Source organism: Nonomuraea sp. NPDC003560, assembly GCF_042878785.1.
Classification (GTDB): domain Bacteria; phylum Actinomycetota; class Actinomycetes; order Streptosporangiales; family Streptosporangiaceae; genus Nonomuraea.
Genome location: NZ_JBIAOF010000003.1, coordinates 414815 through 440350 on the forward strand (window position 1 = coordinate 414815; position 25536 = coordinate 440350).

Here is a 25536-nt window from a genome sequence, read left to right on the forward strand (position 1 = left end):
GGATGTATGGCTGAGGAGCTGCTCAGAGACTTCGACCCGTTCGACATCTTCGACACCGAGGCGGCCCGGCTCGACCGGTTCTTCGACGGGCTCGACGAGGCGGGCTGGGCGCGTCCGTCCCGCTGCGACGGGTGGTCGGTGCGCGACGTGCTGGCCCATCTGGCGGGCGAGGAGGCGTACAACCACGCCTGTCTCGACGGCACCGTGCAGGAGCTGCTGACCCGGGTGGCCGCCGAGGGGGTGACCGGGTTCAACGACTTCAACGAGTGGTCCGTACGGCAGCGCCGCGACCTGCCCGTCGAGGAGGTGCTCCAGGAGTGGCGCACCAAGAACGGCGAGACGCGCGAGCGCATGCGCGCCCTCGGCCCCGACGCCCTGATCGACACGACGGCGGGCCCGTACCCGGTGGGGTTGCAGACCTTCCACTACGACTCCGAGTACGCCACCCACGCCGACGACGTCGGCGCGCCGGTGGCGCCGGAGGAGATCGACGACCGGACCTTCTGGCGGGTCGCCGTCGGGCGGTTCGTGCTGGCCGAGCAGGAGTCGAGGGCGCAGGTGGAGCAGACGGCCGAGCAGATCTGGGTGAGCGTCGACCAGGGCAGCGCGTCGCTGTCGTACCCGGAGTTCGTGGAGGCCACCGTGGGACGGCTGCCGACCGACGGGCTCGACCCGCGGGTCGCCGCCGCGCTGCGGTGCCTGGCCTGAGAGGAGAGCGGGATGTGGCTGCGCAACCGCGCGGGCACCGAGCCGGTGACGGCGCGCAGCCCGCTGCGCGCGAGGCGGGTGCTGTCGTGGATCGCCCTGGTCGTCGCCGCGGCCGCGGCCGTCTTCTTCGTGACCCGCGCGATGGCCACGGGACAGCAGGTGTGGGTCTGGGAGGCCGCCCTGGCCGCCGCGGTGGCCGTGGTGGCCGCCGTGGACCTGGCGGTGCTCAGACGCCGGCGCGCCGGGCCGTCAGGCGGCGGGCACGCTCGGCCGACCGGTGAGCACGGAGGGTCAGGCGGTGAGCACGGCGGGTCAGGTGGTGAGCACGGCCAGCAGGAGCAGCAGGATGACCGCGGCGGCCACCCCGAAGATGATCCAGACATGGGTCAGCGCCCACACCCGTAGCCGGTCACCGCAGGCCTGCGGGTAGTCGATACCGTCGGACTCGATCCTGTTGATCGCCGCCACGCGCCGGGCAAGTTCGGGGTCGTCCCGTTCGAGGCCCTGCTCGATCTCAGCGAGGATGCGGCGTTCCCTTCCAGAGAGACCCATCGCGATCACCATTGCTCCCACGCCGGTGAAAGCCTTGTACCCACCAGTAGCCCCAGCATGCCCGCCCGGCGCCTCCTTGGCGTGACATGCCGAAACCCCCGGCCGTTCCGGCCGGAAGGCGCGGAACGGACGGGGGCGGGTCAAGCCTTGGCTGTCATTTCTTGCCGTAGCGCTGGTTGAAGCGCTCGACGCGGCCCTCGGTGTCGAGGACGCGGCTGCGGCCGGTGTAGAACGGGTGGCTGGCCGACGACACGTCGACGTCCACGACCGGGTAGGTCCTGCCGTCCTCCCACTCGACGGTCCTGCTGCTCGTCAGGGTCGAGCGGGTGAGGAGGGCGAAGCCGGCGCTCGGGTCGCGGAAGACGACCGGACGGTACGAGGGGTGCAGGTTCTTCTTCATGCCCCTCTCAACCGGATGGCAATGGTTTTCATTCCCTCGCTTCGGGGTCCATCCCGAGGACGGTCCGGCCGCCGTCCACGGGGATCGTCGCGCCGTTGACGAACGAGGCGTCCGGCGAGAGCAGGTGCGCCACGACCGCGGCCACCTCGCCGGGGAAGGCGACCCGGCCCAGGGGGTGCACCCTGGCCATCTGGCGCTCGACGTCCACCACCTCGTCGGCGGTCCTGGAGGCCAGGAAGTCCTCGTAGCGTTCGGTGGCCACCGAGCCGGGCGCGACGGCGTTGACCCTGATGCCGTACCGGCCGTACTCGACGGCCAGCGACCTGGTCAGGCCCTCGGTCGCGGCCTTCGCGGTGGCGTAGGGCAGGCTGCCGGGCACCGCCCGCGTGGCCTGGTGGGAGGTGACGTTGACGATCGCGCCCGGCGTGCCCGCCGCGAGGAAACGGCGGACGGCGACCGCGCAGCCCACCAGCGCCAGGTCCAGGTTGGCCGCGATCAGCTGCCTGACCTCGGCGATCGGGGCGTCGTGCACGGAGGCGTCACGGAAGATCGCCGCGTTGTTGACCCAGCCCGCCAGGGTGCCGGCCTCCTCGGCCCGGTCGGCGGCCCAGGAGACCAGTTCCTCGTCGGCCGCGTCGCCCACCACGGGGATGACGCGGGGGCCCGTCCAGGACAGCGAGCCGCCGTCGCGGTCGATGACGACGACGGTGTCCTTCTCCCCCAGGAGCCGCTGGACCACGGCCTTCCCGATGCCACGCCCGCCGCCGGTCACCACGTAGGAAAGACTCATGCGTCCGACGCTACTCCGTCCCGGAGTGACCCTTGTCACCGTATTTCCGGCTGGTGAACGGGAACGAACCAATGCGTGATCGCCATACCCGGTCCGAGGTCGCCGGCCCGCGTGGTCGGGGCGCTCGCGATCACGCAGACGGCCGGCTACGGCGTGCTCTACTACGCGTTCTCGGTGTTCATCCCGCCGATGGCCCGTGACCTGCGGACCGGGGTCGCCCAGCTCACCGGCGCGATCACGGTGTCGGTGCTGGTGTCCGCGCTGGTGGCCCCCTTCGTCGGACGCTGGCTCGACCGGCACGGCGGGCGCGCGCTGATGACGGCCGGGTCGCTGCTGGGCGGGCTCGCGGTGCTCGCCTGGTCGCAGGTGCGCACCGTGACGCAGCTCTACCTGGTGTGCGCGGCGCTCGGGATCGCCTCGGCCATGGTGCTCTACGAGGCCGCCTTCGCGGTGATCGTCGCCTGCTTCGACCCGGCCCGGCGGGCGCGCGCGCTGCTCGCCGTGACGGTGGTGGCCGGGTTCGCCTCCAGCATCTTCCTGCCGCTGACGGGGTTCCTCGTGGACCGGTACGGCTGGCGGCAGGCGCTGGTCGTCCTGGCCGCCGGGTACGCGCTGACGGCCGTGCCGCTGCACGCGCTGGCCGTGCGGGGGCGGGGGGCGTCCGCGCCGCCGGCCCGGCGTCGCGCGATCGTCGGCTCCGCGCTGCGCGAACGGCCGTTTTGGCTGCTGGTGGCCGCCTTCCTGGCCCAGACGGGCGCGGTGGCGGTCATGGGGGTGCTGCTGGTGACGTACCTGATCGCGCTCGGGCATCCGCCGTTGTTCGCGGCGAGCGTGGCCGGGCTGCTCGGCGTGTTGTCGGTGACCGGGCGGCTGGTCACGACAGGGCTGCAGGGCCGGTGGCCGGTGGCGCTGGTCACGGCGGCGATGTTCGCCGTCCAGGGGGTGGCGGCGCTGCTGCTGCCGCTGGCGGGCGACAGCGTGGCGGGGGCGATCGCGGGGGTGGTGCTGTTCGGGCTGGGGTTCGGGGTGGCCACGATCGCCCGTCCCGCCCTGCTGGCCGACCGGTACGGCACGGCCGCGTACGCGACGCTGAGCGGCGCGCTCGCCCTGCCCGTCACGGTGTCCAAGGCCGTGGCCCCGCTGCTGTCGGCGGCGGTGGCGCAGGTCGCCGGATACCCGGCGGTGATGGCCTCGGTGGCGGCGGCCTGCGTGCTCGGAGCGCTCTCGCTGGTGGCCTACGATCGGTACGGGCGGGCGCCGGAGCGACAGGCCGCGCTGCCCGCCGAGCCGACCTGAGACCCGCGGTCCGCCGTCGGCTGAACTGACGGAACGTCGACCGACGACCACGTAAGGTAGCCGCATGGATACCCCCACCGAGGCTCTCCACCGCGTCTTCGGTTACGACTCGTTCAGGGCGGGTCAGCAGGAGATCATCGACCACGTCGTCGGCGGCGGCGACGCGCTGGTGCTCATGCCCACCGGCGGCGGCAAGTCGCTGTGCTACCAGATCCCGGCGCTCGTGCGCCCGGGGGTGGGGGTCGTCGTCTCGCCGCTGATCGCGCTCATGCAGGACCAGGTCGACGCGCTGCGCGCGCTCGGCGTGCGGGCCGGTTTCCTCAACTCCACCCAGGACTTCGACGAGCGCCAGCTCGTGGAGGCCGAATTCCTGGCCGGCGAGCTCGACCTGCTCTACCTCGCCCCCGAGCGGCTGCGCGTCGAGGCCACGATGCGGCTGCTGGCCAAGGGCGAGATCTCGTTGTTCGCCATCGACGAGGCCCACTGCGTGGCGCAGTGGGGCCACGACTTCCGCCCCGACTACCTCGCCCTGTCGGAGCTGCGCGAGCGCTGGCCGCAGGTGCCGCGCATCGCGCTGACCGCCACCGCCACCCCGGCCACCCACGCCGAGATCTCCACCCGGCTCGGCCTCGACCAGGCCCGCCATTTCGTGGCCGGCTTCGACCGGCCCAACATCCACTACCGCATCACGTCCAAGAGCGACCCCAAGCGGCAGCTCCTCGACTTCCTGCGCACCGAGCACCCCGGCGACTCCGGCATCGTCTACTGCCTGTCGCGCTCGTCGGTGGAGAAGATCGCCGCGTTCCTGGCCGACCACGGCATCGCGGCGGTGCCGTACCACGCCGGGCTCGACGCCCGCACCCGCGCCGCCCACCAGTCCCGCTTCCTGCGGGAAGACGGGCTGATCGTGGTCGCCACCATCGCGTTCGGCATGGGCATCGACAAGCCCGACGTGCGTTTCGTCGCCCACCTCGACCTGCCCAAGTCGGTCGAGGGCTACTACCAGGAGACCGGCCGCGCCGGGCGCGACGGCCTGCCCGCGACCGCCTGGATGGCCTACGGCCTGCAAGACGTCGTCCAGCACCGGCGCATGGCCCTGGAGGGCGACGAGGCCCACCGCCGCCGCCAGGTCCTGCACCTCGACGCCATGCTGGCGCTGTGCGAGACGGCCGGCTGCCGCCGGGTCATGCTGCTCGACTACTTCGGGCAGAAGGGCGCCGAGCCCTGCGGCAACTGCGACACCTGCCAGAGCCCACCCGAGTCCTGGGACGGCACGATCGCCGCCCAGAAGGTGCTGTCCACCGTGCTGCGGCTGAAGCGGGAGCGCGGCCAGAAGTTCGGCGTCGGGCAGGTGGTCGACATCCTGCTCGGCAAGAAGACGGCCAAGGTGCTCCAGCACGGCCACGACTCGCTGAGCGTCTTCGGCGTGGGCGCCGACCTGGGCAACGCCGAGTGGCACGGCGTGGCCCGGCAACTGCTGGCGCAGGGCCTGCTGGCGGTGGAGTCCGACCACGGCACGCTGGTGCTCACCGACGCCAGCGCCGACGTGCTGCGCGGGCAGCGGGAGGTGCCGTTGCGCCGCGACACGGCCCGTCCGGCGTCCCGGCCGTCCAGGTCGTCGTCCGGGTCGTCCGGGGCGAAGGGCCAGCCGGCCGCCGAGCTGCCCGCCGAGGCGGCGCCGCTGTTCGAGCGGCTGCGGGCCTGGCGGGGCGCGGTCGCCAAGGAGCAGGGCGTGCCCGCGTACGTCATCTTCCACGACGCCACGCTGCGGGAGATCGCCACGTTGTCGCCGTCCTCGCTGGCTGAGCTGAGCAGGGTCAACGGGGTCGGGGAGAACAAACTCGCCAAATACGGGGACCAGGTCCTGGAGGTCGTCGCGTCGGCGGCCACCGAAGACGCCTGACGCCGTCCCCTGCTCCGCTCCGGGAGGGCCACGGTTCGGGGTGATGGCGACGGCCGCACGAAGAACGGTCGTCGCCATCACGCTGGCCGACCTGGTCGAGGCGCGTGGCCCGCGACCGGCCGGACGGATGCCGGGCCCCGGTGTCCCTCTTTGATCGTACGGGGTGCCACCGCCGGGTGGGGGGCCGGTCACGCCGTCAGTTCGGCCGGCGGCCGAGGTAGGCGAGGAGGTGGTCCTGGGCGGTGCCCAATGGGGGCGGCCGCAGCCGGGCGCCGAACCGGGACGGGCGGTCCTCGTCGGTGACGAAGAGATGGGCCAGGTCCAGCAGCTCTTCGGCGAGGGCGTGCGGGATCGGGCGGTGTTCACCGCAGGCCCGCGCGATGTCCCAGCCGTGCACGGTGATCTCGATGGCGCCCGCCGCGGCCACCATCGGCGTCGTCATGGGCACGTCCCCCACCGCGACCATCCCGGCCTGGATGGTGCCCGTCCACGTGCCGAGCACCTCCGTCGCGCCGTCCCTGAGCAGCAGCGCCGGGTTCCCGCACACCGGCCCGCCGACCGGCACGGGCCTGCGGGCGGGGGCGATGCGGCCGAGCGCGGCCTCGTTCAGGGCCTCGAAGGAGTCCTGCATGTGGTCCAGGAGCTCCTGGAGGTTCCAGCGGGAGCACGGGGTGGGCCGGCACAGGACGTGTGGGCTCACCACGCGCAGGCTGCCCAAGGTGTAGTGGATGGCCCTCTCCAGCAACGCCACCCCTGCCGTCAACGCCCGCGCCCGTTCGTCCATGTCGCCTCCTCGACCCATATAGACCTTGAGGGAAGCGGAAAATCATCGGCCCTGGGACGGGGTGCCGTTCGCGCCCGGCGAGCAGAGCGGATGGGCATGCCTTCCGGCCACAGGTGGCCGCTTCGCGCGACTCGCCGTCCGTCGTGCCGAGGAGCCCGTCCGGCAGTCCCGCGGACCCTCCGCCGATCCACGGTCCGGACGGGCCCTCTAGCGGTCGCCGGCCCCGGCGAAGGTGACCCGGATGGAGTACAGGTCGCCGGCCGAACTGGTGATGAACAGGTCGTTGCGCTTGGCGCCGCCGAAGGTCAGGTTCGAGACCGACTCAGGCAGCAGGAGCTTGCAGAGCAGGGCGCCGTCGGGGTGGTAGCAGTGCAGGCCGTCCAGGGCGGCGGCCCAGACGCGGCCGTAGCAGTCGAGCCTGATCCCGTCGAACCAGTCCTCGGCGAAGACCTTGCCGCCCGACAGCGTGCCGTCGTCACCGACGTCGAAGATTCGAATGTGGCGCTCGCGGGTGTCCACGATGTACAGCCGGCTCTGGTCAAGTGAGAAGGCCAGCCCGTTGGGGCGGACGAGGTCGTCGGCGACGACGGTCAGCTCACCGCTTTCCGGATCGAGCCGGTACACGTTGTCCGCGCCGATCTCGCTCTCGGCCGGGCTGCCTTCGTAGTAGCCGGTGATGCCGTAGCGCGGGTCGGTGAACCAGATGGTGCCGTCGTATCGGACGACGACGTCGTTGGGGCTGTTGAGCCGCTTGCCCCTATAGCTTGCGGCGAGCACGGTGATCGACCCGTCGTGCTCGGTCCTGGTCACCCGGCGCGCCCCTTGCTCGCACGTGACCAGCCTGCCTTCGCGATCGACCGTGTTGCCGTTGGCGTTGCCCGCCGGGCTTCTGAACACGCCGACGGCGCCGGTCGTCTCGTCCCAGCGCAGTAGCCGGTCATTGGGGATGTCGCTCCACACCAGGTAGCGCCCGGCCGGGAAGTAGGCCGGCCCCTCGGCCTTACGGCTGCCCCGATGCAGCACCTCCACATACTCGTCACCACCGTCGAACCCGAACCGCTCGTCCACGACCTCGAACCGCGCCTTGAACCTGTCCATCACCGAACCACCTTTGGACATAACCGACTTTCACTGGACACCATATTGGAGATCACTGCCTCTACAGGAAGCAGTTCGGCAAGTGCTTCTTTGGAGGAGATCCGTCACATTCACAGGGCGCACCCGCGGCGGCACGCTGACATGGTCCGGAGGACGCCGAGAGCAGCGCGCGTGCGGGCTTTCGCTGCGGCGGGCCGGATCGTCCTGGACCGGCGCGAGCGAGTGCCGCCGGCCGGGCCTGGTGCTCTTGGATCGCTACCGCGCGGGGGAGCTCGGAGTGCGGGTGACGTGGGGGCGTATGTCCCGCTGGAACCTTTCGGGCGGGTGAGGGGTAGGTGAGGGCATGAGGAAGATGGCGGTGATTTCGGTGGCGGTGCTGCTGGCAGGGGTTGGATGTGCCGGAGGTGGCGGTCCTGGGCAGGGGGTGGGCGCGAGTGGTGGTGCCGGGGCCTCGTTCGGAGGTGCGGGGAGCGAAGCGGATTCCTCGGCGAGCGGGGCTTCGGGGATCACACGGAGCGAGGCTGGGAGCCCAAGCCCGACCGCCGATGCCGCCCCGGCGCCCGCCCCCAGCGCAGGCGTCCACTCCGAGCCGACCTCCGTCCCCAACCTGAGCCCCGACGTCAGCCCGGCCCCGGACTCGGGCTCTGGACTGAGCACCGATGCCGGCGCCCTTCCTGGCTCAAGCCTGAGCCCCGCCGCCCCCCTGAGCACCGGCGGCCGCCCGAGCCCTGGAGCTGGGGTGGGGTTTGGTGACAGGGGGAGGACGAGTGCGGAGGGTGAGCGGGTGGGGTGCCGGGGGGCGTTGGTGGTCGGCGGGGGTGGGTTTCCGGAGGTGCGGGGGGTGTCGGCGGACGCCGAGGTGTGGGGGTTGTTGTTCGTGTCCAAGCTGCCGCTTCGCCGGAAGGAGACGACCAAGATCGTGTGGCGGATGACCGGGGACGGGCCGCTGACGGTCAGGGCGTCCCTTCCTGACGGCACCGCCGCCCGCCTCGCCTGGGGGCCCGAGGAGCACGGCGGGTCGTCCTGGCACCGGCCGGGGGACGAATGGGGCACCGGCCTCGTCTTCCCCAAGCCCGGCTGCTGGAAGATCGAACTCAGCCGCCCCCACGGCAAGGGTCACCTCTGGCTACCGGTCGCCTGACACCACCCGGCAACCCACCCCCACGAGCCACGCCTGGCTACCGGCCGGTCAGCGCCCAGCGGGCCGCTGCACGCCCCGCCCTGGCTGTCGGTGGCCCAGCCGCCAGGGGCTCACCAGGCGCTGCGGCCCTCGTTACCGGTTGCTCAGGGCTCGGTCTACGAAGGTTTGGAGGTCGGTGAGGACCTCGTCCTTGTTGGTTTCGTTGAAGACTTCGTGGCGGGCGCCGGCGTAGATGCGTTCGGTCAGGTCGGTGCCCCTGACCGCCTCCACCCCGACCCGGCTGCCGGCCGGCGGTACGAGCTGGTCGTCGTCGCCGTGCACCCACAACGTGGGCAGGGCGCCGAACGTGCCGCCCTTGGCGATCGTGTCCAGCATCGCGGCGAACGCCTCCACCGTGGCCCGCTTGAACGGCCCGTGCCAGACCAGCGGGTCGTCCGCGTACGCCGCCCCCACCGACGGGTCGCGGGAGAGCGTGGCCGGGTCGATGGGGATGTCGGGCAGCTCGTCGAGCGCCATCAGCGCGGGGATGACCGCCCACTCGCCGATCACCGGGCCCGACAGCACCAGCGCGGTCAGGCCCTCGGCGTAGCGCTGGGCGTATCGGGCTGCGATCATGCCGCCCATGGAGTGGCCGATCAGCACGACCGGGACGCCGGGGTGGTCGGCCCTGGCGCGCTCCTCGACGGTGTGCACGTCGGTCACGACGTCCTCGAAGTCCTCGACGAGCACGCGTTCGCCCGCCGACCTGCCGTGGCCCATGTGGTCGAGTCCGTAGACGGCGGCGCCGTGCCGGACGAGACGGTCGGCGACGTACTCGTAACGGCCGATGTGCTCGCCGTATCCGTGGACCAGGAGGGCGAGGTAGCGGGGCCGGTCGTGCGGCCATTCGCGGACGACGTTCAGCCCCCGCGTGCCGGTGAAGGTGTGCTCTCGCGACTCGGCCATGAACTTCCTCTCCCATCCAGCCACGACGTCCGAAAACCGCTGACTTCCGCGGGCGCGCCGGTGTTGTAGAGAGTATGGACATCCACACCATCATCGACAGTCCGCTGGGCGAGATTCTCCTCGTCGGCGACGGCGCGGGACGGCTGACCCGCGTGTCGTTCGACGTGGGCGCGCCGCCCGGACGCCGGGAGCCGGCCGCCTTCGGGGAGGCCGAACGGCAGCTCGGCGAGTACTTCGCGGGCGGGCGTACCTCGTTCGACCTGCCCCTGGCCGCCCGCGGGACGGCGTTCCAGCAGCGGGTGTGGGCGGAGGTGGCGGCGCTGCCGTACGGGACGACGACCAGCTACGGCGAGCTGACCGCCCGCGCCGGCGTGGCGCGGGACCGGGTCCGCGCGGTCGGCGCGGCGATCGGCGCGAACCCGCTGCTCGTCGTGGTCCCCTGCCATCGGGTGGTCGCCGCGGACGGCGCGCTGACCGGCTACGCGGGCGGCCTGGAACGCAAGTGCGACCTGCTCACCCTCGAAGGCGTCCTGCAGCCGCAGCTCTGGAGCGTGTCGTCATGACGCCGCAGGTCGACGGGGCCGACTGGCAGCGGCTGGCCGGTGAGCTCGACGCCCACGGCTGCGCGCTGACGCCGCGGCTGCTCTCGCCCGGGCAGTGCGCGGAGATCTCCGGCCTGTACGACGAGGCCGGACGCTTCCGCTCGACGGTCGACATGGCCCGCCACCGGTTCGGCTCCGGCCAGTACCGGTACTTCCGCCGGCCGTTCCCGCCGCTGGTCGAGGAGTTGCGGGCGGCGTTCTATCCGCATCTGCTGCCGATCGCCCGCGACTGGGCGGCCCGGCTGGGGCAGCCCGCGCCCTGGCCGGACGACTTCGCCGAGTGGCTGGACATGTGCCACGCGGCGGGACAGACCAAGCCGACCCCCATCCTGCTGCGCTACCGGGAGAACGACTGGAACGCGCTCCACCGCGACCTGTACGGCGACCTCGTGTTCCCGCTGCAGGTCGTGATCGGGCTCGACCGGCCCGGCGAGGACTACACCGGGGGCGAGTTCCTGCTGGTGGAGCAGCGGCCGCGGGCCCAGTCGCGGGGCACGGTGACCGCGCTGCCGCAGGGTCACGGGCTGATCTTCACCACCCGCGACCGGCCGGTGCGCTCCTCGCGCGGCTGGTCGGCCTCGCCGGTGCGGCACGGGGTCAGCACCGTGCGTTCGGGGCTGCGGCACACCCTGGGCCTGGTCCTGCACGACGCGGCATGACCAGCGTGCGAACGGCGGAGCTGGACGCGCTGCTCACCCTCGTCCGGGCCCAGCGCCCACGGGCGCGGGCCGTCGTCGTCGGCCACGGCCGGGACGGCGCCCGCCTGGCCGAGGCGTTCGCCGACGCCTGGGACGGGACGGTGCTCGCGGTGGTCGCCTGGCCGGAGACGGCGGCGTCGTGGTTGCGCCAGGCCAGACGGTTCACGGCGGGCGAACCGGACGCCTGGGTGGTCGCGGGCGCGCCGGCGGGATGGGCCGGGATGAGCGAGCGCCTGCGCCGCAGCACCGACTGGGATCCGCGCCGGACGTACGGTTCGGCGGCCACGGCCCGCGCGGTCGCCCTGGCCGCCCCTGGGACACTGGAAGGCATGCGCGGAGCCGACGCCGACGGCACGACATGGCGAATAGGGCGAAACCTGATTTATCGGGAACCATCATGATCCCCCTTCCCATGCGGGAGATCGCCCCTGGCGCGGTGCACGTCCCCGGCTGGCTGTCCCTCGCCGAGCAGCAGGACCTGGTGCGCGCCTGCCGCGCGTGGGCGACCGGCCCGGTGCCGATCCGGCACACCGTGCTGCCCGGCGGCGGCGTGATGTCGGTGCGGACGGTGTGCGTCGGCTGGCACTGGCAGCCGTACCGGTACACGCGGCTGGCCCACGACGTGAACGGGCGGCGGGTCGCCGCGTCCCCCACGTGGCTCGGCGACCTCGGCCGCCGCGCGCTGGCCGACGCCTACGGCCGCCCGGACGACGGCTACGACCCCGACACCGCGCTGGTCAACTTCTACGACGGCCAGGCCAGGATGGGCATGCACCAGGACAAGGACGAGCGCTCCGACGCCCCGGTGGTGTCCCTGAGCGTCGGCGACACGTGCCTGTTCCGCTTCGGCAACACCGAGACGCGCGGGAAGCCGTACACGGACGTCGAGCTGGCCTCGGGCGATCTGTTCGTGTTCGGCGGCGCGTCCCGCTTCGCCTACCACGGCGTGCCGAAGGTCTACCCGGGCACCGGCGACCCGGCCACGGGCCTGGCCGCCGGGCGCCTCAACGTGACGATGCGGGTGACTGGTCTTCGATGAAGTAGTCGAACTGGTCGTCGGTGAGGGTGCGGCGCAGGATGCGCAGGACCTTGCCCGGGTCGTCGTGCGGGCCCGGGGTGTAGAAGGGCTTGCCGTCGCGGCCGAAGGTGATGGCCGAGCCGCCCTCCCACTTGCCCAGCAGGTCGCTGACGGGCGAGAAGTCCTCGTGGGGCTCGAAGCCGAGGGTGCGCGCGTAGTCGATCGAGCCGAAGACCAGGTGCTGGGCCAGCTCGATCGGCACCTCCTGGTAGCCCGCGTACTCGCCGAAGAAGTATTCGCGGAACCTGCGCAGGTCGCGCTCGTCGAGCACGTCGGGGCCGATGGTGTTCTTGATGCCGAGGCAGTAGACGTCGGCGAGGTAGCCGCAGACCGTCATCCGGTCCCAGGTGTGGCGCCGGGCGACCAGCACGCACACCATGCCGCCGGCGCCCGACTCCGGGGCCTCGTCGACCCAGCCCTTGGACGGGTCGACGCCCAGCCCGGCGCTCCAGCCGACGTTCATCCAGCAGCCGACCACCTCGGGCTCGGCCGACGTCACGTTCTCGGCGGCGATGGCGCGCACGAGGGGCGCGACGACCGACGGCGACACCTTGAGCGCCCGCGCGATCTCCTTGGGAGACCTGCCCTGGGCGCGCAGCTCGCGTACCTGATCCTTCAACTCCACACGCGGCAGCCTAGCGCCCGGCGTCCCGTCAGGCGGACAGGCCGCGGGCGAGCCACGCCAGGAACCGGAGCGGCCGGGCCTCCCCTCCGGCTCAGCCGACGGACGAGGTCACGGTGTCGACGTGCTTCTGGCTGACCGAACGCCCCGACACCAGCACGAGGTCGAGCGCGCGCAGGTCGGCCAGGCGGTCGAGCGGGTTGCCGCGGACCGCGATGACGTCGGCCCGCTTCCCGGCCTCCAGACTGCCGGTCTCGGCCCCGACCCCGCACGCCTCGGCGGCGCGTACGGTGGCCAGCTCGACGATCTCGGCGTTGCCGAACCCCGCCTCGGCGAAGACCTCCAGCCCCGAGACGTAGTCGTCGGTGCGCTTGTCGAGCCCGGCGATGGCGAACCCGGTGTCGGTCCCGGCGACGAGCCTGATCCCGGCCTCGCGCATGGCGGCGAGGTTGCCCAGCCAGCGGTCCATCGGCTCGGCGCCGACGAGCGCGCGCAGGTTCCAGAACTGGCCGTGCACGGTCGGGCACACGTACGTGCCGCTTGCCGCGATGCGGTCGGCCAGCCTCGCGTCGTAGGCCGGGCCCGCCGGGGTGTGGAACGTGCAGTGCTCGATCGTGGTGACCCCGGCCTCCAGCGCGTTGCCGATCGACTCGGGGGCGTGGGCGTGGGCCGCGACGGTCCTGCCGCGCGTCGCGGCCTCCTCCACGGCGGCCCTGATCAGCGCGGCCGGGTACTGGGCCCGCCAGCTCGGCACCGAGCCGGGCGACATCTCGCCGCCCGAGGCCATCACCTTGAGGCAGTCGGCGCCGGCCCGCAGGTTCTCCCTGGCCACCCGGCGGACGGACGGCTCGTCGTCGGCCTCGCCGCCCATGTACCAGCAGTGGCCGCCGGTGACCGTGATCGGCCGGGTCGCGGCGATCAGGTGGGGCCCGACGGCGAGGCCGCCCTCGATCGCGTCGCGCAGGGTGAGGTCGAGGAAGCCGCGCCCGCCGAGGTCGCGGGCCGTGGTGACGCCCGCGGAGACGAGCTTGCGGGCGTTCTCGGCCATGCGCAGCAGCAGATGGCCGTCGCTCACGGCGCTGCGCCGGGTCACCGGGTCGACCGTGCCGTCGAACCCGAGGTGCACGTGCGCGTCGACGAGACCGGGCAGCAAGGTGTGGCCGGGCAGGTCGAGCGTCTCCGCGGCCTGGCCCGCGCTGCCGCGGGGGCCCACCGAGACGATGCGCGAGCCGTCGATCAGCACCTCGCCGTCCGTGATGGCCTCTCCGGGACGCCCGGTGAGCACCGTGCCGGCACGGATGATCCGCATGCCTCCACAGTGCCACACGCGGCCCCGCCACGCCCGCCCCGCCGGGCGCCGGGAACACGGCCCCCAATTGATAGGAAGGTTTACTTATTACGGCATGATGGCCGTCCATGTGGACGCGCGACTTCGTGCTCTTCTTCACCGCCCGCACGGTGTCGATGCTGGGCTCGGCGATGATGCCGGTGGCCACCGCGCTCGGCATGCACGACGCCGGTTACGGCGCCACCGGCGTCGGCCTGGCGCTGGCCGCCTGGATGGTGCCGATGGCCGGGCTCATCCTGTTCGGCGGCGTGCTCATGGACCGCTTCACGCCCCGCCGCATGATGGTCGGCGCCGACCTGGCCAGGACGGCGACGCAGGCGGGCACGGCGGCCCTGTTCGGGCTGGGCCGGCCGGAGTTGTGGCAGGTCGTGGCGCTGTCGGCGGTCGCCGGGGCGGCGGCCGCCATGTACACGCCGGGCGTCGCGGGCACCATCTCGCGGATCGCGGCCGACGTGCAGCGGGCCAACGCCACCCTGCGCATGTCCGAGGCGATCATGCAGTTGCTCGGGCCGGGGCTGGCGGGGGCGCTGGTCGGGCTGGCCGGGGTGGGCGTGGTGTTCGCCGCCGACTCGGCCGGGTTCGCGATCAGCGCGGCGTGCCTGCTGCTCATGCGGGTGCGGGTGGCGGGCTCCGGCGAGGAGCCGGTGCTGGTGCGGCTGCGGGAGGGCTGGCGGGAGTTCCGGTCGCGCACGTGGATGTGGAGCGTCATCCTGATCTGGGTGGTCTTCGGGATCGCCCTGTTCGGGCCGCTGATCCCGCTGGGCTCGGTGCTGGTGACCGACGCGTACGGGCAGACCGCGTACGGGCTGGTCATGTCGGCGAGCGGGGCCGGGACGATCGTGGGCGGCCTGGTGGCGCTGCGGATCAGGCCGGCCAGGCCGCTGGTGGCGGGCGGGATCGGCATGTTCCTGTTCGCGCTGGAGCCGCTGAGCTTCGCGGCCGGCGTGCCGCTCGGCGTGATCATGGCCTGCCACGTGGTGGGCGGGGCGGGGTGGGCGTTCTGGTCGGTGATGTGGGCGACGAGCGTGCAGACGCTGGTGCCGGCCGAGGCGCTGAACCGGGTCAGCGCGTACGAGATCGGCGGCTCGACCATGTCGCTCCCGATCGGCCAGGCGCTGGCCGGGCCGGTGGCCGCCCTGGTGGGCTCCCGCGAGGTGCTGGGCTTCTCCGCGCTGGTCACGGTCGCCGGCTGCCTGGCGCTGCTGTCCCTGCGGCCGGTGCGGCAGATCACCGTAAGGCCACGGGAAGAGGACCGTAAGGCCGCTCCCGCATCGTAGAGGCATGACAACGACGCAGACCGCGCAGTACGAGATCGTCCGCACCTTCGACGCCCCCCGCGAGGACGTCTACGCCGCCTGGACCCAGCCCGAGCGCTTCTCCCGCTGGTTCGGCCCCCGCATGCTGGCCACGCCGGTCGGCCGGATCACCCTCGACGCCCGTCCCGGCGGCCGGTGGCGCGCGACGCTCGTCGGCGAGGAGGGGTTCGAGGCGACGCTGGAGGGCTCCTACCGCGAGGTGCGGGAGCCCGCCCGGCTGGTGTTCACCACCGGCGACCCCGACAACCCCGGCGACGGCCCGGCCTCGGTCGTGACGCTCGACCTGCTCGACCGGGACGGCGGCACCGAGATGCGCTTCCACCAGTTCGGCGTCAACACCGACCAGGAGCACGCCGAGCAGGCCAGGGCCGGCTGGGACGAGTTCTTCGACCGCCTGGCCGAGCATGTCGCCCGCTGACCCCCGACACGCCGGCCCTCGACACGCCGACCCCGTGCACGCCGCCCCTCGACACGCCGATCCTCAGAACAGGCCGAGGGCGTCGTCCAGCTTGTACGTGCCGCCCCGCTCGTACGCCGCGGCGAAGGCGTGCTCACCGAGGGCGTCCCGGACCCGGGCCGTGACCCGCTCCTCCTCCTCGCGTTCGGCGGCGTTGGCCGGGGTCCGGATCTGCTCGCGGACCGCGGCGGCCAGCCCCAGCAGCACCGCGGCCCGCTCGGTCGGCCCGGCCGCCGACGCCGCGCCCGCGACGCACGCCGCCGCCGTGCGCGGGTCGCCGACCCTGACCGCCGCGGCCAGCGCCTCCCGGTGCAGCTCCAGGGCCGCGGCCGGGTCGCCGCGCAGCTCGGTGACGTGGCCCAGCTCGACCAGCAGGTCCGGCAGGTGCAGCGGCGGCTCGACGGCGGGGTCGCGCGGCAGGCCCGCCAGCAGGTGGTGCAGGTGCGACTCGGCCAGGTCGAGCAGCCCGGCGCGGCGCGCGGCGAAGGCCAGGCCCATCTCGGCCATGGTCTCGCCCATCTTGTAGCCCTGGCCGAGCGCCAGCTTCAGCGCCCGTCCGCACAGCTCCATGGCCTGGTCGTAGGCGCCGTCGTGCAGGGCCGTCCAGCCCAGCCAGGCGATGCGCCCGGCCACCTCGGGCCACAGGCCGAGCTCCTCGGCCATGCGCAGCCCCTCCGCGAACAACCGGCGCGCCCGCTCGTGGTCGCCGGCCATCTCGGCCGCGCCCGCCAGCCATTCGGTGGCCTGCAACATGCCCCAGCGGTCGCCCAGCTCGCCGAACAGCCGCGCGCTCTCCCCCGCGTCCCGCTCCAGCGCCTCGGTGTCGCGCATGGTGAACGCGTCGCGCGCCCGCCTGGCCAGCGCGACGGCGACGCCCCACGTGTCGCCGAGGGCGCGGCAGGCGGCCAGCGCCCGTCCGGTCAGCTCCTGGCCGGTGACCATGTCGGGCACGCTCATGCCGGCGAACAGCTCGGCCCTGGCCCGCTCGCCCGGGTCGGCGACGCGCTCCAGCAGCGGCTCCCACGCGACCTGCTCGCCCAGCAGGAGCGCGAACCCGGCGTGCCAGGCCGCCGCCCGGTGCCTCGCCGGGCCGTCCGGCCCCGCGACGGCCAGCGCCGCGCCCAGCGAGCGCCTGCCCTCGGCCAGCCGGCCGCGCAGGAACCAGTACCAGGCCAGCGCGTTGACCAGGCGCGCGGCGGTGTCGGCGGCCCCCTCGGCGATCGCGGTGTCCAGCGCGGCCCGCATGTTGGCCGACTCGGCGTCCAGGCGCAGCAGGCGGTCCCGCTGCTCGCCGCCGTACAGGCCGGGTTCGGCCGCCACGGCCAGCTCCAGGTAGTGGCGCAGGTGGGCGCGGCGCACGTCGGCCAGCTCGCCGGCGTCGGCCAGACGGCCCACGCAGTACTCCGACACCGACTCCAGCAGCCGGTACCTGACGCCCGTCGTGCTCTCGGTGACCACCACGAGCGAGCGGTCGACCAGCCGGGCCAGCAGGTCGAGCACGTCGAGCCCCGGCTCGGCGCACACCGCCTCGGCCGACTCCAGGGTGCAGCCGTCGGCGTGCACGGCCAGGCGGCGCAGCACCACCCGTTCCTCGTCCGACAGCAGGTCCCAGCTCCAGTCGATCACGGCGGTGAGCGTCTGCTGCCGGGCGGGCGCGCCCCTTCGCCCGGACGCCAGCAGCCTGAACCGGTCGTCCAGCCGGTCTACCACCCCCTGGACGCCCAGCGCCCGCACCCGCGTCGCGGCCAGCTCCAGGGCCAGCGGGATGCCGTCGAGCCGCCGGCAGAGCTGGGCCACCGCCTGCGCGTTGCCCGCCTCCAGGGCGAACCCGCGGGCCGAGGCGGCGGCCCTGGCGACGAACAGCCGGACGGCGTCCGAACGGGCCATCTCCGTCAGGTCGGTGCCCGCCGGCAGGTCGAGCGGCGGGACGCTCCACAGGACCTCGCCGTCCACGCCGAGCGGCTCCCGGCTGGTGGCCAGGACGGTCAGGCCCGGCGCCGCGGCCAGCAGCGCGTCGACCACCTCGGCGACCTGCTCGACCACGTGCTCGCAGTTGTCCAGCACGAGCAGCACGCGCCTCGGCCGCAACGCCGCGGCCAGCCGCTCGGGCACGTCGCCGCCGGACGGGTCCTCCCGGATGTCCAGGGCGGCCATGATCGCCTCGGCGGGCGAGTGGGTGGCGCCGTCGAGCGCGACCAGCCAGGCGCCGTCGGCGAAGCCGTCCAGCAGCCGGTGCGCCGCCTCCAGCGCCAGCCTGGTCTTGCCGACGCCGCCGGTGCCGGTGAGCGTCACCAGCCGCTCGGCGGTGACCAGCGAGCAGACCTCGGTCAGCGCCTCGTCCCTGCCGACGAGCTTGCTGACGGACGCGGGCAGGTTCGTGGTGGGCCGCTCGGCGGGCAGGCTCAGCGCCGGGTCCTGGGCCAGGATCGCCTGGTGCAGCGCGACCAGCTCGGGGCCGGGGTCGAGGCCCAGCTCGTCGGCCAGGCGCTCGCGCAGCTCGGCGAAGCTCGCCAGGGCGTCGCTCTGCCGTCCGGCCCGGTACAGGGCGCGCATGTGCACGGCGCGCAGCCGCTCCCGCAGCGGATGCCGGGCCACCAGGTCGCCCAGCTCGCCCACGAGCAGCCCGTGCTCGCCCAGTTCGAGCCGGGCCTCGGCGCGCTGCTCCAGCGCCGTGAGCCGCTGCTCCTCCAGCCGGACGATCGCCGACCTGGTGTACTCCTCGTCGGCGAAGTCGGCGTACGCCGCCCCCCGCCACAGCGCCAGGGCGTCGGCCAGCAGCCCCGCCCTGGTCCGCGGGCTGTCGGCGGCCTCGGCACGGGCCAGCAGGCCGGCGAAGCGGTCCGCGTCGAGCGCTCCCGGATCGGTGCGCAGCAGGTAGCCGGGCGCCCGCGAGACCACCAGGTTCTTGCCACCCGGCTCGGCGTCCTCCAGCGCCTTGCGCAACTGGGAGACCCGCACCTGGAGCGCGCCCGCCGGGTTGCCCGGCGGCTCCTCGCCCCACAGGTCCTCCACCAGCCGGTCGGCCGAGACCGGATGGCCCTCGTGGACGAGCAGGTCGGCGAGCAGCGCCCGGACCTTGAGCCCGGGGATCGTCACGGGCTCCCCCGCGTCGGTCCACACGGCCAGCGAGCCCAACACCCCAAAACGCATGTCCGTCACCTTATGTGCCGCCGTAAGCCCACGAGAAGCGCACCGGAAGCGCCCTCCGGCACGGTGAGAGCGACGAAAGGGGAAACGACATGAAGACCGGCACCCTCGCTGGACGTCGCGAATGGACGGGCCTGGCGGTCCTCGCCTCGGTGGCCCTGCTGCTCTCCATCGACCTGAGCGTGCTCTACCTGGCGCTGCCGCACCTGAGCGCCGGACTCGGCGCCTCCGCGCCGCAGCAGCTGTGGATCCTGGACATCTACTCGTTCATGCTGGCCGGCTTCCTGGTGACGATGGGGACGCTGGGCGACCGGATCGGGCGGCGCAGGCTGCTGCTGATCGGCTCGGTGGCCTTCGCCGCGGCCTCGGTGGCCGCCGCGTACTCGGTGAACGCGGAGATGCTCATCGTGTGCCGGGCGCTGCTCGGCGTCTCGGGGGCGACGCTGCTGCCGTCGTCGCTGGCGCTGATCCGCACGATGTTCACCGACGGCCGGCAGATGGGCACCGCGATCGGCCTCTGGTACGGCTGCTTCATGCTCGGCATGGCGGTCGGCCCGCTGGTGGGCGGGCTGCTGCTGGAGCACTTCTGGTGGGGGTCGGCGTTCCTGATGGGCGTGCCGTTCATGGCGGCCGTGCTGGTCGCCGGACGGCTGCTGCTCCCCGAGTACCGCGACCCGCACGCCGGCCGCCTCGACCCGGCCAGCGTGGCCCTGTCCCTGGCGACCATCCTGCCGGTCGTCTACGGGCTCAAGGAGGTCGCGCGCGGCGGCTGGCAGCCCGTCCCCCTGATCGCGGTCGCCGCCGGGACGGCCTTCGGCGTGGTGTTCGTCAGGCGGCAGCGCGACCTCGCCAACCCGCTGCTGGACCTGCGGCTGTTCGGCAACCGCGCGTTCGCGGCGACGCTGGGGATCATGTCGCTCGGCGGGATCGTCATGGCCGGGACCACGCTCATGACCACCCAGTACCTGCAGACCGTGGAGTCGTTGTCGCCGCTGGGCGCCGGGTTGTGGCTGGTGCCGCAGAACGTGGCGATGATCGTGGCCCTGTCGGTCGCGCCGCGGCTCGCCGCCCGGATCGGCACCGCGTACGTGATGGCCGCCGGGCTCGCGCTGGGCGCCGTCGGGCTGTTCCTGCACACCCAGGTCCCCAGCGTGGGCGGGACCGGGCTGGTCGTCACCGGGCTGGTGCTGGCCTCGGCGGGCATCGCGCTGCCGATGGGCGCGGGCAACAGCGTGATCATGACGGCCGCGCCCGCCGAGAAGGCCGGGTCGGCGGCGGCGCTGACCGAGACGAGCGGCGAGTTCGGGGTGGCGGTCGGGGTGGCCGCGCTCGGCAGCCTCGGCACGGCCGTCTACCGCGGGCGGCTCCCCGAGCACCTGCCGGTGGAGGCGGTGCGGGAGAGCATCAGCGCGGCGGTGACCGCCGCCAAGGACCTGCCCGGCCTGCTGGAGGTGGCGCGGGCGGCGTTCACGGCGGGGCTCAACACGGTGGGGGCCGTGAGCGCGGTGGTCTTCGCGGGGCTGGCCGTCTTCGCCCTCCTCACCCTCCGCCACCACCGCCCGACGCCCTGACCCCCTCCGGCCCGCTCGCCCGGTCAGGCGGACGGCGGCGCCTTTCTGGCCGAGCCGCGGTAGCCGGCCGCGTCGTAGCGGCGTTCGTTGTCGGCCAGCTTGGCGGTCGCCGCCGCCACCAGATCGACCCCCAGGACGTCGGCCAGCCGGACCAGGTACAGGGTCACGTCGCCGAGCTCGGCGCGGATGCGGGCGAGCGTGTCGGGGTCGGGGCTCGCGGACTCCTCGGCGGTCAGCCACTGGAACTCCGCGACGAGCTCGCCCGCCTCCCCCGCCAGCGCCATCGCCAGGTTCTTCGGCGTGTGGAACCTCTCCCAGTCGCGGGCCCGCGCGAATTCCCGCAGCCGTACGGCCAGCCCTTCCAGCTCCTCGCTCACGCCACCCGACCCTACTGGCCCGCCGGCCGATTCATCACGACCGGTGATGACAGTCCGGGCGAACCCCGTCTGGTTCCCCGGCCGCTTCCGCGATCGACTGGCGTCCGTGTTCTCCCACTTCAACGGCCCTGTCCTCGTCCCCGGCGACCCCGGGTACGACGACGAGACGGCCCGCTTCAACACCGTCGCCGGCCCCGTCCGCCCCGCCGTGGTCGTCGGCGCCCGGGACGCGGACGACGTCCGGAAGGCGATCGACCACGCCCGGTCGGCGGGGCTGCGGGTGGCGGTCCAGGCGACCGGCCACGGCCTGTCGGCCTCGGTGGACGGGACCCTGCTGATCAACACCCGCCGGATGACCGGCCTGTCCGTCGACCCCGCCACCCGCACGGCCCGCGTCGGGGCCGGGGTGCGCTGGGGCCAGGTCATCGACGCCGCCGCCGGACACGGCCTCGCCCCGCCGAACGGCTCCTCCCCCCTGGTCGGCGCGGTCGGCTACACGCTGGGCGGCGGCCTGCCCGTGCTCGGCCGCACGTTCGGCTGGGCCGCCGACCGGGTCAGGTCCCTGGAACTGGTCACGGCCGACGGAACCCTGCGCACGGTGAGCCCGTACCAGCACCAGGAGCTGTTCTGGGCCCTGCGCGGCGGCCGTCCGGGCGTCGGCGTGGTGACCGCGATGGAGCTGGAGCTGGCCGCCGTCCCGCGCTTCCACGGCGGCATGCTGCGCTTCCCGGCCGAACGGGCGTCCGAGCTGCTGGCCGCCTGGCTGCGCTGGAGCCGCGACCTGCCGGACACGATGAACACCTCCATCGCCCTCCTCCGCCTCCCGAACGCCCACCTCACCGCCGTCCGCCTCGCCCACGCCACCCCCTTCTCTCCACCCGCCCGCTCCCTCTCGAACCTCACCCGCTCGAACCCGGCCTCCTTGAGCCCCGCTCCCTCGCACCTCACGCCCGAGGAGCTGATCGCCCCTCTCCGCGCCCTGAACCCGGCCGAGGACACCGTCAGGGACCGCCCCTACACCGAGATCGCCGCCGTCCACGAGGACCCCACGGAACCCGCCGCCTACCGCGAGCTCTCCCTGATGCTGCACACCCTCGACGCCGATCTGTTCGACCGCGCCGACCCGGACTTCGCGATGGTCGAGATCCGCCGCCTCGGCGGCGCGTTGGCCGCCGCCCCGGACGTCCCGAACGCGATCGACCACCGCACGGCCGCCTACAGCCTGACCACGATCGCCTTCGCGGGCACGAACCCGAAACCACCCCTGGACCCCGCCGACCCGTCGAGCACGGGCCTCCGCTTCCGCAACTTCCTGGCCGGCCCGCAGGCCCCGGCCCTGGCCGCCGAGGCGTACACCCCGTCCGCCTGGACCAGACTCACCTCCCTCAAAACCACCCACGACCCCGACAACCTGTTCCTCTGACGGGCACCGCCAGGCCCGTGACACCCATTTGGCCGCGTCTGGCGAACAAAAGGCACGCCAGACGGCTTCAAATGGGTATGGTGATCCTGACAAGGGAGACACCGTGCTTCTCAACTTCCGGTTGGCCAACGTCCTGTCGTTCCGTGACGACCAGCGTCTCTCACTGATCGCGACGGAGCTGAACGACGGCACCGCCCGCCCCATCCCGGTCCGGGAGGGAGGGCGGCCCCTGTCCGTGCTCCCGGTCCTGGGGATCTACGGAGCCAACGCCTCGGGAAAGAGCAACACGCTCGCCGGCCTGCGGCTGATGCGGCAGGCCGTGCTGCACTCGGTGGCGTGGATCAGCGAGGAGAAGCCGACTCGCCGGATCCCCTTCGCGCTCGACCCGGGCTGCGCGGACGAAGCCTCCTTCGTCGAGATCGACCTCGAACTGGCGGGTGTCCGCTACACCTACGGATTCGAGCTGGACGACGAACGCGTCCACGCCGAATGGCTGCACGCCTATCCCAAGGGCCGGCGTCAGGTCTGGTTCGACCGCGACGGCGACGACATCCGCTTCGCCGGGGAAGGGCTGCGCGGCGAGAAGCAGGACCTGGCGCGGAAGACCCGCCCGGACTCCCTCTTCCTCACGGTGGCCGCCGAGTGGAACAACGAGCAACTGCTGCCCGTGTTCGAGTGGTTCCGCGACAATCTGTGGCTGATCAGCCCCGAACACGACCTGCCCCAGCGCCAAGAGTTCACCAAGGCCAGGGCCCTTGCGGACGAACGGTTCAGGGAGCAGGTCGGCCGCCTCCTGACCCGGGCCGACCTCGGCATCGTCGGTTTCGACCAGGACACTCTGGCGCGCGGCGACGTCCGGCTGCTCCACCGCGCCGGCGATCACACGGCCTCTCTGGACTTCGCGCACGAGTCCATGGGCACGCGCGCCTGGTTCGCGATGCTGGGGCCCCTGCTGGAGGCGTTCCAGCACGGCACCACGGTGCTCGTGGACGAACTGGACGCCAGCCTGCACCCCGCGCTCGCGGCCGAGGTGATCAGGATGTTCGAAGACCCCGAGGTCAACGCCCGAGGGGCGCAGATGGTGTTCACGACGCACGACGCATCGCTGCTGCGTCCGCTCGCGGGCGGGGAGCGGATCCTGGACCGTGACGTGGTCTGGATGGCGGAGAAGGACCCCAGGGGCTCGACGGAGCTGTATCCGCTGTCGAGCATGCGTCCACCGCCCCGTCCGAACGAGAACCTCGAACGCGGCTGGCTGCTCGGCCGCTTCGGCGGCGTGCCACGGGTCGCCCCCGGCGAGCTGGCACGCGAGGCGGGAGAGGCCCTCACATGTGCCCCGACAAGGTCAGAAAGAAGCGCCAACGCGGCTCCAGCCTGACGGCCCAGCCGCCGCCCCGCGCCGCCAATCGCATCTTCTACGCCGTCGCCGAGGGCGCGGTGACCGAGTACGACTACCTCACGATGCTGCAGAACGCGTTCTCCCGGCAGTGCTCGTTCCGCATCGACATGCCGAAGTACCGGCCCGACGACATGAAGCCGTGGAAAGTCGCCCAGCGCGCCCTGACCGTGGCCGAGGAAGACGCTCTTCGACCGGACAACGAGCAGTACGCGGAAATCTGGGCACTCTTCGACCGCGACCAGCACGGTGACCTGGACGACGCCCTGAGCGCGCTCAAGGAGCACTCCAAGATCAGGGTGGCCCTGTCCCACCCGTCCTTCGATTTCTGGCTCTACCTGCACTACGGCCTCTACGACCAACCGCAGGACGGCCGTAACCACCAGGTCCACCAGCTGTTGTCGCAGCGGCCTGGCTTCGCGGGCTTCGGGGCGAGAGACAAGAGGATCACCAAAGCCCGCGCCGACCACCTCATGCCTCGTCTCAAGACCGCGTTCGACAACGCGCGGAGCTTGGACAGGCGCTGCGCCTCCGGCGGGTGCTCCCATCCGCGCGGCTCCGAACCGCGTTGCGACCTCCTCGACCAGGACCCGTCCAGCGGCATGTGGCGCCTTCTGGAAAGCCTCGGCATCCCGCCATTCCTCTGAGGCGGCCGGTGGGAACTGGCTCGGCGACCGAGCAACGAACTGCCGCATATACGACCAGGGCCGTCGACCGGCGGATGTGAAGGGGTCTCGCAGGTCAAAGGCGAGGCGCCAAGGCGCCGGAGGCGCCTGGGGAAGGGCGCCTGAGCCCGGAGGGCGAAGACCTTTGGAGCGCACCTCACTCCACGGCGGCCGTGCTTTCGCGGACGATCAGTTCCGTAGCCAGTTCCACCCGTTTCGTGTCGGGCACCTCGCCCTTCCCCATCCCCAGCACCGTACGGGTGGCCAGCGCCGCCATCTCCTGCAACGGCTGGCGCACGGTCGTCAGCGGCGGCCAGGCCGACTTCGACAGCGGCAGGTCGTCGAACCCCACGACGCTCAGGTCCTCCGGAACGCGCAACCCCCGCTGCCTGGCGGCCTCGAACACGCCGAACGCCATCAGGTCGCACCCGGCGAAGATGGCCGTGGGCGGCTCGTCCAGTGACAGGAGTTCGTGGCCCTGGTCGTGGCCGGAGTCGACGAGGAAGGTGCCGCGCCGGACGAGTTCGGGGGCGAGCGGCACGCCGGCCGTCTCCAGGGCGGCCCGGTAGCCGTCGACGCGGGCCTGGCTGCACAGCATGTCGGCCGGGCCGCTGATCATGCCGATCCGGCGGTGGCCGAGTTCGAGCAGGTGGCGGGTGGCGGCCAGGCCGCCGTTCCAGTTGGTGGCGCCGACCGAGACGATGCCGGGGGCCGGCTCGCCCTCGGGGTCGACCACCACGAACGGCAGCGACCGCGCGCTGAGCTGGGCCTGCACGCCGGTGGACAGGCGCGAGGCGACGATCACCACGCCGTCGGTGCGGCGGGCGGCCAGGCGTTCGAGCCAGTCGCGGCCGGGACCGGCGTGGGTGTGCAGCACGGAGATGACGACGCTGGCCCCGGCCTCGTGGGCCGCGCTCTCCGCGCCGCGCACGATCTCCATGGCCCACGGCGACTCGATCTCGGCGAACACCAGGTCGACCAGACCGGCGGGGGTGTCGTCCTGGCTGACGCGCCGCTGGTAGCCGTGTTCCTGGAGCAGCCGTTCGACCTTGTGACGGGTCGCCGGCGCCACCTCGGGCCGGCCGTTGATGACCTTGGAGACCGTGGGGATGGAGACCCCGGCCTCTTCTGCGATCAGTGCGATCGTCACGCGCCTCTTAGCTGACACGTTCGGGAGTGTATCCGAAAGTTTCGGACTGGGATCGCTCCCAAGACAGCT

The 25536-nt window shown here is 73.0% G+C and carries 26 protein-coding genes; 15 read left to right on the forward strand and 11 right to left on the reverse strand.

Annotated elements, in window-relative coordinates:
- Window positions 1–6 precede the first annotated feature (6 nt).
- Window positions 7–708, forward strand: a complete 702-nt coding sequence (locus ACFYUV_RS12835) for a maleylpyruvate isomerase family mycothiol-dependent enzyme (RefSeq protein ID WP_387668177.1) — start codon at window positions 7–9, stop codon at window positions 706–708.
- A gap of 12 nt (window positions 709–720) precedes the next feature.
- Window positions 721–1113: a DUF6343 family protein gene (locus ACFYUV_RS12840; protein ID WP_387668180.1), complete on the forward strand. Its 393-nt coding sequence runs from the start codon at window positions 721–723 to the stop codon at window positions 1111–1113.
- Here ACFYUV_RS12840 and ACFYUV_RS12845 read toward each other — a convergent pair.
- The 3 genes from ACFYUV_RS12845 to ACFYUV_RS12855 form a co-directional block, all read right to left on the reverse strand.
- Window positions 1021–1260, reverse strand: a complete 240-nt coding sequence (locus ACFYUV_RS12845; RefSeq protein WP_358283286.1) for a DUF3040 domain-containing protein — start codon at window positions 1258–1260, stop codon at window positions 1021–1023. The two genes, ACFYUV_RS12840 and ACFYUV_RS12845, sit on opposite strands and share 93 nt — an antisense overlap.
- Before the next feature lie 154 nt (window positions 1261–1414).
- Window positions 1415–1660 (reverse strand): type B 50S ribosomal protein L31, encoded by a 246-nt coding sequence (locus tag ACFYUV_RS12850; protein WP_364325023.1) that lies wholly within the window; start codon window positions 1658–1660, stop codon window positions 1415–1417.
- Window positions 1661–1688: 28 nt separating this feature from the next.
- A complete protein-coding gene (locus ACFYUV_RS12855; RefSeq protein ID WP_387668184.1) occupies window positions 1689–2450 on the reverse strand; it encodes an SDR family NAD(P)-dependent oxidoreductase in 762 nt (253 codons plus the stop codon).
- A 75-nt stretch (window positions 2451–2525) separates the two neighbouring features.
- On the opposite strand from ACFYUV_RS12855, the gene ACFYUV_RS12860 reads away from it, so the two are divergent.
- Both ACFYUV_RS12860 and recQ read left to right on the forward strand, forming a co-directional pair.
- A complete protein-coding gene (locus tag ACFYUV_RS12860; protein ID WP_387668187.1) occupies window positions 2526–3746 on the forward strand; it encodes an MFS transporter in 1221 nt (406 codons plus the stop codon).
- Between the two features lie 64 nt (window positions 3747–3810).
- Window positions 3811–5649 carry a DNA helicase RecQ gene (recQ, locus tag ACFYUV_RS12865; protein WP_387668190.1) on the forward strand — a complete coding sequence of 613 codons (1839 nt, stop codon included), beginning with the start codon at window positions 3811–3813 and terminating at the stop codon, window positions 5647–5649.
- Between the two features lie 196 nt (window positions 5650–5845).
- Here recQ and ACFYUV_RS12870 read toward each other — a convergent pair whose 3' ends face one another.
- Together ACFYUV_RS12870 and ACFYUV_RS12875 are read right to left on the reverse strand one after the other, a co-directional pair.
- Window positions 5846–6433, reverse strand: coding sequence for a TIGR03086 family metal-binding protein (locus ACFYUV_RS12870; RefSeq protein ID WP_387668193.1), 588 nt, complete (start codon window positions 6431–6433; stop codon window positions 5846–5848).
- A 207-nt stretch (window positions 6434–6640) separates the two neighbouring features.
- On the reverse strand, window positions 6641–7531 hold the full coding sequence (locus ACFYUV_RS12875; RefSeq protein WP_387668195.1) for an SMP-30/gluconolactonase/LRE family protein: 891 nt from the start codon (window positions 7529–7531) through the stop codon (window positions 6641–6643).
- 841 nt (window positions 7532–8372) lie between these two features.
- On the opposite strand from ACFYUV_RS12875, the gene ACFYUV_RS12880 reads away from it, so the two are divergent.
- On the forward strand, window positions 8373–8672 hold the full coding sequence (locus tag ACFYUV_RS12880; protein WP_387668197.1) for a hypothetical protein: 300 nt from the start codon (window positions 8373–8375) through the stop codon (window positions 8670–8672).
- 132 nt (window positions 8673–8804) lie between these two features.
- On the opposite strand, the gene ACFYUV_RS12885 is transcribed toward ACFYUV_RS12880, so the two are convergent.
- The gene (locus ACFYUV_RS12885; RefSeq protein ID WP_387668200.1) at window positions 8805–9617 is read right to left on the reverse strand and encodes an alpha/beta hydrolase; all 813 of its coding nucleotides are present in this window, start codon (window positions 9615–9617) and stop codon (window positions 8805–8807) included.
- 74 nt (window positions 9618–9691) lie between these two features.
- Here ACFYUV_RS12885 and ACFYUV_RS12890 point away from each other — a divergent pair, with 74 nt between their 5' ends.
- From ACFYUV_RS12890 to ACFYUV_RS12905, 4 genes are read left to right on the forward strand one after another with little or no spacing between them, the layout of a single operon-like run.
- On the forward strand, window positions 9692–10180 hold the full coding sequence (locus ACFYUV_RS12890; protein ID WP_387668202.1) for a methylated-DNA--[protein]-cysteine S-methyltransferase: 489 nt from the start codon (window positions 9692–9694) through the stop codon (window positions 10178–10180).
- On the forward strand, window positions 10177–10878 hold the full coding sequence (locus ACFYUV_RS12895; protein ID WP_387668205.1) for a 2OG-Fe(II) oxygenase: 702 nt from the start codon (window positions 10177–10179) through the stop codon (window positions 10876–10878). The genes ACFYUV_RS12890 and ACFYUV_RS12895 overlap by 4 nt, the downstream gene beginning before the upstream one ends.
- A complete protein-coding gene (locus ACFYUV_RS12900) occupies window positions 10875–11318 on the forward strand; it encodes a hypothetical protein (protein WP_387668207.1) in 444 nt (147 codons plus the stop codon). The genes ACFYUV_RS12895 and ACFYUV_RS12900 overlap by 4 nt, the downstream gene beginning before the upstream one ends.
- Complete coding sequence (locus ACFYUV_RS12905; RefSeq protein ID WP_387668210.1) at window positions 11315–11956, forward strand: alpha-ketoglutarate-dependent dioxygenase AlkB family protein; 642 nt, start codon at window positions 11315–11317, stop codon at window positions 11954–11956. Before ACFYUV_RS12900 ends, ACFYUV_RS12905 begins: the two co-directional genes overlap by 4 nt.
- On the opposite strand, the gene ACFYUV_RS12910 is transcribed toward ACFYUV_RS12905, so the two are convergent.
- Both ACFYUV_RS12910 and ACFYUV_RS12915 read right to left on the reverse strand, forming a co-directional pair.
- The gene (locus tag ACFYUV_RS12910) at window positions 11922–12620 is read right to left on the reverse strand and encodes a helix-turn-helix domain-containing protein (protein WP_387668213.1); all 699 of its coding nucleotides are present in this window, start codon (window positions 12618–12620) and stop codon (window positions 11922–11924) included. The genes ACFYUV_RS12905 and ACFYUV_RS12910 overlap by 35 nt on opposite strands.
- A 91-nt stretch (window positions 12621–12711) precedes the next feature.
- Entirely contained in the window at window positions 12712–13926 is a 1215-nt protein-coding gene (locus ACFYUV_RS12915) for an amidohydrolase family protein (RefSeq protein WP_387668216.1), read from the reverse strand.
- 107 nt (window positions 13927–14033) lie between these two features.
- Here ACFYUV_RS12915 and ACFYUV_RS12920 point away from each other — a divergent pair, with 107 nt between their 5' ends.
- Both ACFYUV_RS12920 and ACFYUV_RS12925 read left to right on the forward strand, forming a co-directional pair.
- Window positions 14034–15242 (forward strand): MFS transporter, encoded by a 1209-nt coding sequence (locus ACFYUV_RS12920; protein WP_387668219.1) that lies wholly within the window; start codon window positions 14034–14036, stop codon window positions 15240–15242.
- 4 nt (window positions 15243–15246) lie between these two features.
- Window positions 15247–15699 (forward strand): SRPBCC domain-containing protein, encoded by a 453-nt coding sequence (locus ACFYUV_RS12925; RefSeq protein ID WP_358283260.1) that lies wholly within the window; start codon window positions 15247–15249, stop codon window positions 15697–15699.
- 63 nt (window positions 15700–15762) lie between these two features.
- Here ACFYUV_RS12925 and ACFYUV_RS12930 read toward each other — a convergent pair whose 3' ends face one another.
- Window positions 15763–18888: a BTAD domain-containing putative transcriptional regulator gene (locus tag ACFYUV_RS12930; RefSeq protein ID WP_387668221.1), complete on the reverse strand. Its 3126-nt coding sequence runs from the start codon at window positions 18886–18888 to the stop codon at window positions 15763–15765.
- A gap of 89 nt (window positions 18889–18977) precedes the next feature.
- Here ACFYUV_RS12930 and ACFYUV_RS12935 point away from each other — a divergent pair, with 89 nt between their 5' ends.
- Window positions 18978–20456, forward strand: coding sequence for an MFS transporter (locus ACFYUV_RS12935; RefSeq protein ID WP_387668224.1), 1479 nt, complete (start codon window positions 18978–18980; stop codon window positions 20454–20456).
- A 23-nt stretch (window positions 20457–20479) separates the two neighbouring features.
- Here the strand turns inward: ACFYUV_RS12935 and ACFYUV_RS12940 are convergent, their stop codons facing one another.
- Window positions 20480–20833, reverse strand: coding sequence for a nucleotide pyrophosphohydrolase (locus tag ACFYUV_RS12940; protein ID WP_364325070.1), 354 nt, complete (start codon window positions 20831–20833; stop codon window positions 20480–20482).
- 46 nt (window positions 20834–20879) lie between these two features.
- On the opposite strand from ACFYUV_RS12940, the gene ACFYUV_RS12945 reads away from it, so the two are divergent.
- From ACFYUV_RS12945 to ACFYUV_RS12955, 3 genes are all read left to right on the forward strand, one after another.
- Entirely contained in the window at window positions 20880–22256 is a 1377-nt protein-coding gene (locus ACFYUV_RS12945; protein ID WP_387668226.1) for an FAD-binding oxidoreductase, read from the forward strand.
- Window positions 22257–22359: 103 nt separating this feature from the next.
- Window positions 22360–23634: an ATP/GTP-binding protein gene (locus ACFYUV_RS12950; RefSeq protein WP_387668229.1), complete on the forward strand. Its 1275-nt coding sequence runs from the start codon at window positions 22360–22362 to the stop codon at window positions 23632–23634.
- Window positions 23586–24299, forward strand: coding sequence for an RloB family protein (locus tag ACFYUV_RS12955; protein WP_387668231.1), 714 nt, complete (start codon window positions 23586–23588; stop codon window positions 24297–24299). The genes ACFYUV_RS12950 and ACFYUV_RS12955 overlap by 49 nt, the downstream gene beginning before the upstream one ends.
- 175 nt (window positions 24300–24474) lie before the next feature.
- Here the strand turns inward: ACFYUV_RS12955 and ACFYUV_RS12960 are convergent, their stop codons facing one another.
- A complete protein-coding gene (locus ACFYUV_RS12960; RefSeq protein WP_358283246.1) occupies window positions 24475–25485 on the reverse strand; it encodes a LacI family DNA-binding transcriptional regulator in 1011 nt (336 codons plus the stop codon).
- Window positions 25486–25536: the final 51 nt, after the last annotated feature.